Source organism: Devosia sp. 919 (assembly GCF_013185965.1).
Lineage (GTDB): Bacteria > Pseudomonadota > Alphaproteobacteria > Rhizobiales > Devosiaceae > Devosia.
On sequence record NZ_JABAOL010000003.1, the window covers coordinates 49,710 to 62,756 of the forward strand.

Annotated in this window: 10 protein-coding genes; 7 read left to right on the top strand and 3 right to left on the bottom strand. The window is 63.4% G+C overall.

What is annotated here, in order from left to right; translation table 11 throughout:
* Nucleotides 1-16 precede the first annotated feature (16 nt).
* The gene (locus HRQ64_RS18670; protein WP_172125595.1) at nucleotides 17-2,071 is read left to right on the top strand and encodes a hypothetical protein; all 2,055 of its coding nucleotides are present in this window, start codon (nucleotides 17-19) and stop codon (nucleotides 2,069-2,071) included.
* 140 nt (nucleotides 2,072-2,211) lie between these two features.
* A complete protein-coding gene (locus HRQ64_RS18675) occupies nucleotides 2,212-3,360 on the top strand; it encodes a YihY/virulence factor BrkB family protein (RefSeq protein WP_172125597.1) in 1,149 nt (382 codons plus the stop codon).
* Nucleotides 3,361-3,367: 7 nt separating this feature from the next.
* Here the strand turns inward: HRQ64_RS18675 and HRQ64_RS18680 are convergent, their stop codons facing one another.
* The 3 genes from HRQ64_RS18680 to HRQ64_RS18690 form a co-directional block, all read right to left on the bottom strand.
* Nucleotides 3,368-3,907: a hypothetical protein gene (locus tag HRQ64_RS18680; protein ID WP_172125599.1), complete on the bottom strand. Its 540-nt coding sequence runs from the start codon at nucleotides 3,905-3,907 to the stop codon at nucleotides 3,368-3,370.
* 91 nt (nucleotides 3,908-3,998) lie between these two features.
* Entirely contained in the window at nucleotides 3,999-6,410 is a 2,412-nt protein-coding gene (locus HRQ64_RS18685; RefSeq protein ID WP_172125601.1) for an EAL domain-containing protein, read from the bottom strand.
* A gap of 8 nt (nucleotides 6,411-6,418) precedes the next feature.
* On the bottom strand, nucleotides 6,419-6,928 hold the full coding sequence (locus HRQ64_RS18690; protein WP_172125603.1) for an oxidoreductase: 510 nt from the start codon (nucleotides 6,926-6,928) through the stop codon (nucleotides 6,419-6,421).
* Between the two features lie 506 nt (nucleotides 6,929-7,434).
* Between HRQ64_RS18690 and HRQ64_RS18695 the strand changes: the two genes are divergently transcribed.
* The 5 genes from HRQ64_RS18695 (at nucleotide 7,435) to HRQ64_RS18715 (ending at nucleotide 12,893) form a co-directional block, all read left to right on the top strand.
* A complete protein-coding gene (locus HRQ64_RS18695; protein WP_172125605.1) occupies nucleotides 7,435-8,166 on the top strand; it encodes a Crp/Fnr family transcriptional regulator in 732 nt (243 codons plus the stop codon).
* A 142-nt stretch (nucleotides 8,167-8,308) separates the two neighbouring features.
* The gene (locus tag HRQ64_RS18700; RefSeq protein WP_127754644.1) at nucleotides 8,309-9,355 is read left to right on the top strand and encodes a LacI family DNA-binding transcriptional regulator; all 1,047 of its coding nucleotides are present in this window, start codon (nucleotides 8,309-8,311) and stop codon (nucleotides 9,353-9,355) included.
* Nucleotides 9,356-9,369: 14 nt separating this feature from the next.
* On the top strand, nucleotides 9,370-10,401 hold the full coding sequence (locus HRQ64_RS18705; RefSeq protein WP_248307139.1) for an ABC transporter permease subunit: 1,032 nt from the start codon (nucleotides 9,370-9,372) through the stop codon (nucleotides 10,399-10,401).
* The gene (locus HRQ64_RS18710; RefSeq protein WP_127754643.1) at nucleotides 10,401-11,300 is read left to right on the top strand and encodes a carbohydrate ABC transporter permease; all 900 of its coding nucleotides are present in this window, start codon (nucleotides 10,401-10,403) and stop codon (nucleotides 11,298-11,300) included. Before HRQ64_RS18705 ends, HRQ64_RS18710 begins: the two co-directional genes overlap by 1 nt.
* Nucleotides 11,301-11,468: 168 nt before the next feature.
* Nucleotides 11,469-12,893 (top strand): extracellular solute-binding protein, encoded by a 1,425-nt coding sequence (locus HRQ64_RS18715; RefSeq protein ID WP_248305169.1) that lies wholly within the window; start codon nucleotides 11,469-11,471, stop codon nucleotides 12,891-12,893.
* The last annotated feature ends 154 nt before the right edge of the window (nucleotides 12,894-13,047 follow it).

Here is a 13,047-nt window from a genome sequence, read left to right on the forward strand (position 1 = left end):
GGCTTAGGAGATGTCTATGTTCCTTCGATCCAGCATTTCTGTTCTTGCCTTGACGGCTGCCTTGGCAGCATCCCCCGCTTCTGCCCAGCTGCTTGATGCCGACATTGGCAGTGGCGGTGTCGACATCTCGGTGGGGGGCGATGATGGCCTCAATGTCGGGGTGGGCGGCGGCGATGGCGGGCTGGATGCCGGCGTGGGGCTTGGTGGCGATAACGGCATCAATGCCGATGTGGGCCTTGGTGGCGATACGGCGGTCGATGCCGACGTCGATGTTGGTGGTGATGATGGTCTGGGCGTCGATGCCGAGATAGGCGGGGACGCGGCCGTGGATGTCGGCGTCGAGGCCGGCGACAGCGAAATGGTGTCCGGCACGGTGCTGGGCGGCGACGGCAGCCCCCGCGCCAATGTGCTCGACACCGATGTCAACGTGATCCAGGGCGCTCCGGTCAGCGCCGATGTCAATCTCGGCTCGGGTTCCCGCTCCGGCGCGGCAGTAGATGCCGATGTGCAGATCGGAGCCCAGCAAACAGCGACAATCGATCCCACGCAAACGGTAAACGGTGGCACCAGGCTGCTGGCGCTGGGCAGCCCAACGGCGCGGACCGAGGCGCTGATCGAGCTGATCGCCGATCCAGGATTGGCCGAGATCGACCTTGATGCCAGCATCGATGATCGCCGCATCGCGCTGGTCCGGGTGGACGAGGTGCTGTCCGAGGCGGCGCTGGCGGAGATCGAGATCGCCATCGGCGACAATCCCGAGGGTCGGGCGGATTTGCTCGCGGTTCTTGAAGACAGCGCGGTGCTGAGCTCGGTGCTGGAACGCGAAGGCGTGGCGCTGGAAGATGTGCTCGCGATCGAGGTCGGGGCCGATGGCTTGACCGAAGTGTTGGTGCGCGGGGCCCCCGAGGCCCTGGTGGCGGAAGTGGACGCGGCTGGCATCGATGTGGTCGATGCCGAGCTGGGCGCCGGCTCGGGTGAACTCGCCGCCGATGTCGCCATCCTGCCCCGTGACGGCCAGGCTGGCGGGGAGGGCGCCGCAAGCGGAGACCTTGCCGATCTCGACATCGCCGCCCTCACTGAAGAGGAATTGGCGGCGCTGGACTTGTCGCTGCTTCCCGATGAGCAGCAGCGTGTGGATGCCGTGCTGCGCATTCTGGGCACGGAGGGCGATGCGAGCGGAGCGGGCGGCGGCGAGATCACCATCCTCGATCTTGATGCCTTGCTGGGTGAGGCCGCACAGGCCGATGTGCTGGCAACGCTCGGCGGCAGTGGCGACGATGAGACCCTCGCCGAGGTTGAGGCCAATCTTGCCCTCACGCAGGCGCTGGCCGATGCCGGGATTGCGCCCGAAGCCGTAGTCGCGGTTCGCGCCGGCCGCGCCGGGCAGGTGCGGCTCCTGGTTGATACGCAGGCCCAGCTTGCCGACAGCGGTGATGGCGCCGCAGGAGGCGTCACGGGGGCTGGCGGGTCGGCTCCTGCGGACGAGGCAGGCAGCGATGGTGCCGGTGATGGAGCCGATGGCACTGGCGATGATGCCAGCGGCGATGCAGGTGGTCCGGACACGGATAACGGCAGTGCGGCGCCCGATGATGCTGGTGGCGCCAATAATGGCGCGACCGGCGGCGGAGCCTCCGGCGATGTGGACACGGCTGGCTCCGACGGCAGCAGTGATGGTGCAACGGGCGCCCGAGACCAGGCCGGCGCGTTGCCGGGCGGCGTTCCGTTGGCCGCAACAGCCTCCGCTCAGGTGCTGACGGCTGAAGTCGAAGCCTTTGCCCTTCCGCTTCGCACCGTCGGGTGTTCCGGGGCGGCCGAAGCGGTCGCCGCAGGCGATGCGGCCGAGCCTGCCGATGTTCTTGCCGCGGGTTCGGGCGATGCCTCCCTGGTGCTGCTGGAAGGTTGCGGCTCCGCCGGTCTGCCGATCCCCGCAGCCGAGGAGCTGCGCAATGCCGTTGCCGCCAACGAGGCCCTCGGGGCAGCCCTGGCGCAGTCCGGGGTCGGGCCGGTCGATGTGGTGACCGTGACCCAGGGAGATACGGGCCTGACCCTTTTCGTGGTCGACCCCAACTAAGCTCACGGGCACAAGCGGGCAAAGCGGGCCTCGCTCCTTTTTGGAGCGGGGCCTGCTGTTTGCTGGGTCTCGCAGGCTGGTGGCCTGCAACCACGCTGGCGCTTTGTCGTTGCCCCTCCCAAGGCAAGGGAACAAAGCAGATGGCAACAGTCCAAAACCGCAGTGCCGAGCAGGATCATGGTCGTGAGGCGGATGCGCCAACGGAGGTACCGGCAAAGGGCTGGAAGGACATCCTGTGGCGCACCTATGCCGAGATCAATGATGATCGGGTGACCCTGATCGCGGCGGCGGTGACCTATTACCTGCTGCTGGCGATCTTCCCCACCCTCACGGCCTTTGTGTCCCTTTATGGCCTGTTCACCGACCCGGCCACCGTGACCGAGCATGTCAGGGCACTGTCCGCGGTGGTGCCCGAAGGAGGCATGGCCATCATCGATGAACAACTCAAGCGCCTGACCTCGAGCCAGGAATCGACGCTGAGCTTTGCCCTTATCATCTCGATCGCCATTGCGCTTTGGAGCGCCAGTTCGGGGGTCAAGACGCTGTTTGAGGCAATGAACATCGCCTATGACGAGCGCGAAAAGCGCAATTTCTTTGTTCTGAACGCCACCGCCCTCGTGTTTACCCTTGCCGGTGTCGTTGGCGCGGTGGTGATGATTGGCGTGGCCGTGGTGGTGCCAGCGGTGCTGAATTTCCTCGGGCTGGGGAGTGGGCTGGAATGGGTGCTCAAGATCGGCTCCTACCTGCTGCTCGCCGTGGTCTTGCTGTTGGGTATTGCCGTTCTGTATCGCTTCGGCCCAAGCCGGCAGCAGCCGAAATGGCGCTGGGTTACCCCGGGCGCTCTCCTTGCCGTGGTCGGGATCATCGTCGTGTCGCTGCTGTTCTCCTGGTATGCGGCGAACTTCGCCAATTTCGACAAGACCTATGGCTCGCTGGGCGGGCTCATTGCCCTGCTGACCTGGATGTGGATCTCGGTCACCATGCTGATCGTGGGTGCCGAGCTTAATGCGGAGGCCGAGCGGCAGACGCGGCGCGATTCCACCGTGGGCAGCAGCGATCCGCTCGGTCATCGCAACGCCACGGCAGCCGACACGGTAGGCAAGTCCCGCGAGGAAGGCGGGGAACCCACCGACGATATTTCAGGCAAAAGCCCGGAATGGCAGGCCGGTTACCGGGCCGCAGCGGCGCAGCTGCGCCCACGGCGGCAGCATTCCCTGGGCGCCCTGGCCCTGGCAGTGCCGGCTTCACTGGCGCTGGGCGCAATGCGGCGGCGGGACAAGCGCTCCTAGCGGCGCGTTATCCCGGCAGCCTATAGGCCGAGGACCCGCAGCCGCTTTGGCGCCAGTAATTGGTGACCGGCTGAAACGCGCCAGTGGCGAGGAACTGGAGCTGAGCGGTATAGGCCATGGCCATGCATTCGCCGGGCCCGGCGACCACATGCACCATTTCATGCAGGATAGTGGTTTGGCGCAGGGCATCGGTGCCGGAGTCAAAGAACTGCGAGCAGAGATTGATGGTTATCGTATCTGCGGCCGGGTTCGGGATCACATAAGCGGCAAAGCGGGTGCAGGCTTTATCGCCTTCGCCCTGCGCCTGAAAGGCCACCTGCACCTCCCCCGATCCGCTGGACGGGACAAAGCGCAACTGCCGCAAGGCCTGCGCGTAAGCCGTGGTCGGCACCCCCATGCTGGATGAGCCAAGTGCGCCTTGCGCCTTGGCGAAGGTCTGCACGGCGTCGGCAAGGGCCCGATCCAGCAAGCCCCAACTTTGAGCGCCCGCGGGAACGACGCTCGTCACCAGCGCGGATGCAAGCGCGATTGCAGGCAGAAAACGCATCAACTCAGTCCCTTAGCTGCGCCCTTGCTATACTTGCGGGCGCGGTGGCGCCACAAGATCACGGCGTCGCGGGGGAGAGATGGGGGAGGTTTCAGGCCGATTTACGTTCCGCAAGTGGATCGGCTGCAGAATCGACTTTTGCGGGGGGCGCGTGAGCTGCGGCGATGTGATGGGCTATCTCGCTCGCCGGCTTGGCGCGATCGAACAGGAAGCCCTGCACATTGGTGCAGCCGGCTTGCTGGAGCAGGTGGAACTGTTCCTCGGTTTCCACGCCTTCGGCGGTGGTCTGCATTCCCAGCACTTCACCGAGCTGAATGATCAGTCGCACCACGGAAACTGCGTCATCGCGATTGGTCAGATCGGCCACGAACGACTTGTCGATCTTGATGGTGTCAAAGGGGAAGCGACGCAGATTGCTGAGCGAGGAATAGCCGGTGCCGAAGTCGTCCATCGCGATGCGCACGCCAATGTCCTTGAGGCGCATCAGGGCGGACAGGGTTTGCTCGTCGCCCTGCAGCAGCACGGATTCGGTGATTTCCAGCTCCAGCCGGTGCGCGTCCAGCCCCGATGCGGCGAGGGCATCGCCGATGGTCCTGACCAGCTCGCCACTCTTGAACTGAACGGCAGACAAATTGACCGCCAGGCCCATGTCTCCGGGCCAGCAGGCCGCTTCGGCGCAGGCCTGCTGCAGCACCCAGGCGCCGATCTCGTTGATCAGGCCCGTCGCCTCGGCGAGGGGAATGAAGGTCGAGGGCGGCACGAGCCGATCCCCACCCGGACGCCAACGCAGCAGCGCCTCGTAGCGGCACACCTGGCGCGTTTCGGCCACGAGAACGGGCTGGTAATGCACTTCCATCTCGCCCCGATCCAGCGCCTTGCGCAGATCGGCTTCCAGCGTCTTGCGGGTTTGCAGCTGCTGGTCGAGCTCCGGCTCGAAAAACCGCACCCGGCCCTTGCCATCGGCCTTGGCGACATAAAGCGCCAGATCGGCATGGCGCAGCAATTCCTCGGTTTCCACTGGCGTCTTGGGGCAGAACTGCGCCACGCCGATGCTGGCGCCGACGGACAGTTCGCGCCCCTCCAGAAAATAGGGCCGGGACAGATCGGCAATCAGCCGCTCGCCGATCCGGCGCTGCTGTTCGGCATCGCCTTCAATCCAGCAGGCGGTGGCGAACTCGTCGCCGCCCAGCCGCGCCACGGCGTGGTAGGTCGTGCTGCCCTGCTGCAGGCGCTGGGCCACGACTTTGAGCAGTTGATCGCCCAGATGATGGCCGAAGGTGTCATTGACGTCCTTGAAGCCATCGAGATCGAGCAGGAACACACAAAAGCTGAGGTCATGCTTGCGCGAGCGCAGCAACATCTGGTCCAGCTGCAGCCTGAACTGCACGCGGTTGGGCAGATTGGTCAGGGCATCGTGGTGGGCCATATGCGCGATGCGCAGCTCGGCGCGGCGGCGCTCGCTGATGTCCTCATAGGTGGCGAGCCATCCGCCATCCGGTAGCGGCGTATGGGAAACCGCATAGGCGCGGCCATCGGGTAGCTCGGAGGTGAACACCTTGCCGGTGCGGTTCCAGATCATCGGGAGCTGGCGGGCCAGGATGCTGTAATAGGCGGTGTCCGCGCCTTGCTCGGCCGCCCTTTCCTCCATCTGGGTGGCGGTGAGACCAGGCTCCAGGTTCTGCGGCAGGCCGCAAAGTTCGGCAAATCGCTGGTTGAACACGACGAGCTTGCCATCGGCGTCGAAGGTGCAGATCGCATGGGACATGTTGTTGAGGGCAGCATCGAACCGGTCATTCTGCGCCCGCAAGGTCTTGGAGGTTGCCCCCAACTGGGCGGCGAGCGTGCTGACATCCTGGTAGGCGCGTTGCAACAGCCGATTGTTGCGGAACAGCAGCAGCGTCAAAGCGACACCGCACAGGATCAGGCCCCAGGCGAGGCCAGTGAAGATCCAGTGCAGGCGCTGCAGTTCGGCCCGATCGGCGGCAGTGCGTGCGGCTCCATAGGCGCCGGCCGCGGAGGCAAGAGCGGTCAGGCGCGCGTCCAACGGGGCAAGGGCCGCAAGCCCCTCGAGCAGTTTGGCCCGCGTATGGGGTTCGGAGGCGAGCAGGCCATCGACCGTTTCAAGCGCGCCCCGCACAGCATGAACGGTTTCCTGATTGGCCGGATCGGCCTCGATAAAGATGCGCAGCGTGCGCGAGTTTTCACTGGAAGCCGGGCCAGCTTCATACATCTCGACCCGGCTGAACATGATGTCGAGCCGCAGCATGGCTTCGGCCAGCCGCTCTGGCGTGGCGTCGAGCGCGTAAAGGGCCAGGCTCTGCTCGAGCCGGGTGAACTCGGAAAGGGACTGGCTGACAGTCCAGGCAACATTGTAGCGCGACAGGTTTTGCAATGCGGTCTGGCGCTGGGCAATCACCAGCGAGGTGTAGCAGGTCGCGACCACAAGGCAGCACACGATGACTGCCAAGGCGCGCTGCATGAACTTGACCGACGCGGCCTGCACAGCTCTGGTTACTCCACGATCAACTGTTTGACCTGCCAGGCGGCCCGCCCATAATAGGTCGAGGTGCGCAGGTCCGGGTTTTCGTCGAAGGGATAGATGATAAAGAGCGGGCCCTTTTCCCGCACCGTCATGTATTGCCCGTTATGGCGCAGCGCCAAAATGGGTCCGAAATCGGCAAAATCCGAGAGTGGGATCGTGGTGACGTAGTCATTGAGCGCAATGGCAGTGACGGTGTGCCCCTCGGCGCCCACGGCATCCATCAGCGCCTCGAGCGGCACGCCTTCATAGGTACTCACCCCGTCAAACCAGGGCGTCCGGGTCACAATGGCGGCGTTGCCAAGCGCCTCGAGCATCGTGCGGTCAAACACCGCCACCCCGTCCTGATTGGTCTGGGTGATGTTGCCGGATACGGTCAGGATGGGCTGAGCTGTTGGCACATCAAGCGCCACTGCACCCAAGGTGGAGCAGACAATCATCGCGGCGCTGGTGAGCAGGGACAGGTACAACTTCATGTTCATCGCTGGCTTGATCCTTTATGCGGCAAAGGTCAGCTAGAAAGATGAAGGTCAGGTGAAACCAAGTCGGTAAAAGCTCCAGATGGCCTACATGTTTGCACCGCCAGGCCTGATGCTGCACTTCCAGCGCCGTTTCGATCGGCAAGAGCAAGCTGTCAGTGCTCGCTGGGCGGATCATCTTGCCGGCAGCGCCGGTGACTTGGCGAGATCGGGTTGGCTCCGCATTCTGGCTTTGACTAACATACGATAGTGCGCGGATCAGCGACTTAGCGGCATTAAAGCTGACATGGCGCGTTTGCCTGCAAGCGCCAAGGCCGCAAGCACAACGACCATATCGGCGGGGGGACAAGGACGGGCGTGGGTGCCGGCCTTTGCGGGCGCATCCTCCTCTGGGTCGGGGCGTTTGGCCGCGCCACAAACCTGGTTCGCGAACAGCGATTGGCAAGAAAAGAAGCAACTACAGTGACCCGCGCACGTTTGTGCGCGAAGGTCCGGTACCAAGGCCCACCATGGACGATCAGCGTCTTGATAGATTTTTTCGCCGCCTGCGGGTGCGTGATACCCTAGGACAAGCAGAACGGGATGCGCTTTCAGCGGCGGCCGGCCAGACCGTTCATTTCGCTCCGGGCGAGTTGATGGCGCGCTATGGCAGCAGCCCGAACAAGAGCCTGCTGCTGATCCAGGGCATGGCTGCCCGGCAAAACACGGTGGAAAGCGGCCAGCAGCAGATCACGGCCTTTCACATCGCGGGCGATTTCGTGGATCTGCATGCCTTCCTGCTGTCAAAGCTGGATCATGATGTGAGCGCGATGTCCGCCGTGGCGGCGGTTGAGTTCCCTCATGATGCCTTGCGGCAGATCACCGAGGACTATCCGCACCTGACGCGGCTGCTGTGGCTCTCGACCTTGCTGGATGGGGCGATCCACCGGCAATGGCTGGTGGCGATGGGGCGGCTGACCGCGATTGCGCATATGGCGCATCTGTTCTGCGAGCATTTTGTGCGCGCCCAGGCCGTGGGGCTGGCCGACGATATGAGCTTTCCCTTCGAGATCACGCAGCAGGAGCTCGCTGATGCGCTGGGGCTCTCCAATGTGCATGTGAACCGCACGCTCCAGGAGCTGCGGCGCCAGGATCTGGTGTCCTGGGACACCAAGCGCGTGCGGGTGATCGACTGGAAGCGCCTGCAGGATGTGGGGCAGTTCGATCCGATCTTCCTTGATGTCGTGCATACGCCGCGGTGAGGCGAGTTTCTCTCGAAAATAAGTAATCCCCTGGTTTGGGGTGGCTGCGGCGAGCTGTCGAGGGTTGCAGTATTGACATTGCTGGTATTCGCGGTAACGTTCCCGCGGTGTGGCAGGGCGGACCGGCTGCAAGGGATGGTTCATGCGCAACAGCCGCGATCGCCGACCAACCATTGTTGATGTTGCCGAGCGCGCCGGGGTGTCCAAGAGCACCGCGGCCCGCGCGCTGACGGGCTCGTCCAACATCACCGAGGAAACCCGTGACCGGGTGATCCGGGCCGCCGCCGCCGTTGGCTATGAACGCAATCACCTGGCGGTGGGGATGCGCTCGGGCCGCAGCGGTCTGTTGGGCCTCGTGATCCCCGATATCACCAACCCGTTCTGGGGCGATGTGGCGCGTGGGGCGCAGGATCGTGCTTCGCGCAGCGGGGCGTCACTGCTGATCTTTTCTTCCGACTGGGACCCCAAGGCGGAAGCGGCGCATCTGGGCGCGCTGCGCCGGGCGCGGGTCGATGGGGCGATCATCAACCCGGTGGCCGACAGTTTTGACGATCTCGACCGCTTCGGCCTGCCTTGCGTTTTCATCGGCTCGAGCGCCGAGCGCTTTCCCAATATTTCCAGCGTCGGTTCGGACATTGCCCAGGCGGTACGGCTCGGGCTGGACCATTTCGTGCAAAAGGGCCATCCGGCGCCGAGCCTCCTGCTTGGCCCGAAATCGCGCTTGGCGCGGGCACGGTTCTTGCGCGCGGTGCATGAGCATTGCGTCGAGCGGGACGTCGATCCTGCCGTGCTGCCGATCGAGGACGGGGAATATACCGTCAGGGGCGGGCGCGAGGCGATGGCGCGGCTGCTGGAGCGCCCGCGCGTCGGGCACCTGGCTGTGTTTGCGGCCAATGACATGATGGCGTTGGGCGCGATGATGGCGGTGCGCGATGCCGGGCTCGAATGCCCCCGCGACGTTTCAATCATGGGTTTTGACGGCATTCCCTCGGGCGAGTTCGCCTGGCCGGGGCTGACCACGGTGGCCAAGCCGGGGCGCGATATCGGCGAGCGCGCCGTGGACGGGCTCTTCGACGAAATCGAACACAAGCCGGACCACCGGCGCATTTACATGCCGTGCCGGCTGGTTGAGCGCGGCTCGATTGCCGAACTGTCGGCGCAGGCCGCGCAGCGACGCGCCGCGAGCTAAGGAGTATCTGATTGATGGTTGGCTCATCGGAAGAGCAGCTCGGCGCCGCAGTGGCGAGTGGGAACGTTCCCGTAAACGGACATGCCGCAGGCGTTTTGCCCGAAGCGGGGCCGCAATCGCGCCATGTTGCTGAACAGGGTATGAACAGGCTTGAGCGCTTCCGCTTCGGTTTGCGCCAATGGTGGCCCTATTACGCCATGATGGCGCCGGGCTTGCTGTTCTTTTTCGTTTGGCATTACGTGCCGATCTGGGAAGCCAAGATGGCTTTCGAGCAGGTTCGCATCATCCCGCCCAATATCTGGGTCGGGCTCAAGAATTTCGGCGTGCTGTTTTCCTCGCCCATCTTCCATCAGGTTCTGCTCAACACGCTGATCATTTCGGGCATGAAGATCCTCTTTGTGTTCCCGGTGCCGATCATGGTGGCGTTGCTGCTCAATGAAGTGCGCAATGGCAAGCTGCGCGGGGCGATCCAGTCGGCGATCTACCTGCCGCACTTCTTGAGCTGGGTGGTGATCGCGGGCGTGTTCATCGCGCTGCTGTCGCCCACCGATGGTGCCGTCAACCAGGTCCAGCAGTCCATGGGCTTTGGCACCACCAATTACCTGACCAATACCGGCACGATCCGCTGGGTGCTGGTGGTATCGGAAATCTGGCGTTCGGCGGGTTGGGACAGCCTGCTTTATCTGGCCGCGATCTTTGCCATCGACCCGCAGCTATATGAAGCCGCCGAAATGGATGGCGCCAATCGCTGGCAAAAGATCTGGCATGTGACCATTCCGGGGATCGTGCCGACAATTGCGACGCTGTTCATCCTCAATATGGGCATGTTCCTGTCGGCCGACCTCAACCAGGTCATCAATTTCCAGAACGCGGTCAACGCTTCCACCATCGATATCATCGACACCTATGTCTACCGCATGGGCCTTTCGACCGGTGAATATGCGCTGGCCACGGCCGCCGGCCTGTTCAAGGCGGTGATTGGCATGATCCTGGTGTTGACCTCGCATCTCGTCAGCAAGCGCCTTACCGGCAAGGGAGTGTGGTGATGTTTGGTCAATCGCGCCGGACGCCGCTCGAGCGGGTCGAATATGTGCTGATCGTGTCAACGCTCCTGCTGCTGGTGGTGTTCACCTTGCAGCCGCTGCTGAACCTTTTGGCCCTGTCATTGTCCGAGCCCAGCAAGGTCGCCGGTTTTTCGGGCCTCTCGATCATCCCCGACGGGTTTTCGCCCGATGTGTGGATGCTGCTGCTGCAGCATCCCAATGTGCAGCGCGGCATTTTCAACTCGGTGTGGATGACCGCCACCAGCGTGTGCATCGGCGTCTTCGGCACCGCCTTGATGGCCTGGGGTATGTCGCGGCCGGGCCTGCCCGGACGGCGGATCATTTTCCTGCTCGTGCTCGTCACCATCGTGTTCGAGCCCGGGATCATTCCCGACTATTTCCTGATGAAACGCATGGGCCTGCTCAACACGCCCTGGTCGGTGATCATGTATAAGGCGATCAGCGCCTGGTATCTCATCATCCTGATCCGCTTCTTCGAGGAGATTCCGCAGGAGCTTCTGGAAGCGGCCGAGCTCGACGGCGCCAATCCGTTCCAGACCTTTTTCATGGTGGTGCTGCCGCTGGCCAAGCCGGCGCTGGCGACGATTGCCCTGTTTTATCTCGTGCTGCACTGGAACGAGTTTTTCCGGGCGATGATCTATCTCAACGACCAGACCAAATGGCCGCTGCAGGTGGTGTTGCGCCAGTTCGTCATCGAGGGCGACAAGCTCGCCATCGTCGGGGCCAACAATGCCGCCAACAATATCGGGCTGGCGCAGATCAATATCCGCGCGCTCAAGGCGGGGATGATCCTCATCACCATCCTGCCCATTCTCGCGATCTATCCGCTGATCCTCAAATTCTTCACCAAGGGGACGATGTCGGGAGCGCTCAAGGGATGATTGGGACGACACAATCTTGGGGGGCTCGCCGATGGCCCCCCAAACCGGCCCTCCCCTCAAGAAGGAGGGAGGCCAGGCTCCGAGATCCCGTTTTTCCAACCTTTCCACAAGAACCGCAAAATTGCGGCCAATGACGAAACAAACGACAATCCAAGGAGGAAATGTCTGATGCTGAAGAAACTACTGCTGGCCTCGACCGCCATGGCAATGCTGGGGGCGCTCGCTGCGCCGGCAATGGCGCAAACCACGCTGCGCCTTGTGAGCAAGGATCTGCTCAACAGCAATCCCGATGACGTCAAGGAGATCGAGGCGATCGAAGCGGCGCTCAAGGAGCGCGGCGTTGATGTCGATATCCAGATCGTCGACCTGCCGGGCTCGGGCTATGCCGATGCGCTGGGCGTGATGCTGCTCTCGGGCGATATCCCGGACATCATGTATTTCCAGGGTGGCGACCAGAAAATGGCCGAGCAGGGAGTGCTCGAGGACCTCACGCCCTGGATCGAAAAGTCCGAGTTCATCAAGGATGCGCTGTGGCCGCACAATGTGGAGCGCCTCGCGAACTACCCTTATCTGCTCTACGTGTACCCTTCGCGCGCGCCTCAGCCGGTGATGCGCCAGGACTGGCTCGACGAGCTGGGCATGGAGCCCCCGACCACGGTCGAGGACTATGAAGCGCTGTTCCAGGCCATCCACGATGCCGATCTCGATGGCGACGGCACGCCGGGCAATACGCTGGGCCTGACGGGGTTCGGCAATACTGGCGAACTCGATTCCATCTTCAACCAGGCCTTTGGCGTCAGCGCCACCTGGATGAAAAATGCCGATGGCACCTGGGTTAATTCGCGCGTCACCGATGCCGAGCGCGCCAAGCTCGAATTCTATGCGCGCCTTGCCAGCAAGGGTCTTTACGACAAGGAATATGTCACCAACACTTTCGATGTGAAGGAAGACAAGTTCTATACCGGCCGGGCCGGGGTGATCTTTGGCTCTTCGCCAGAGGTGATCGACATCTATTCGGGCAAGATGCGCCAGGCCCATCCGGGCGAGGAGATCACGCTGACCGTGCTGCCAGTACCGGAAGGCCCGGGCGGCAAGGGCCTTGCAGCGGTTGACGTGTCCAAGGAAGCGCGCGGCTGGGCGATCTCGTCCCTGTCCGAGCACAAGGAAGAAGCCTTTGCCGTGCTCGATTTCATGGCGAGCAAGGAAGGTCAGGATATCGACCGCATGGGCTTTGCCGATGTGCACCATACTGTGGGCGCCGACGGCACGGTGACCTTCACCGATCAGATCTCGACCTGGTATGCGCGCTTCTTCAATGCCGCGAACTGGACGCCCGCGACCCCGCTGCTTTCGCCCACGGCGCAGACGGCGCTCGACACGATCAAGGGCAATTTCACCCCGGACAACGCCTTTGTCTGGCCAGCTGAATATGCCGCCGATGTGGACGCGGCCGAGCAGGTTTATCGCGGCTGGGTCGCCAAGTTCATCACCGGCGAAGCGAGCCTCGATCAATGGGACCAGTTTGTGGCGGAATACAATGCCGCGGGCGGCCAGCGCATGGCTGAATATGCCGCGACGGTGCTGGGTCAGTAAGCCCGGCGCAACTTGAGCCCTCCTCCTCTCAAGGGGGAGGGGTTGGGGCGGGGGCTCTGCTGCTCCCGCAACCTTCCTGGCCTTCGGATTGGCCCGAACCCCCACCCTCGATCCCTTCCCTCAAGAGGGAGGGAGGCGCCGCCCCGGCCTCGTA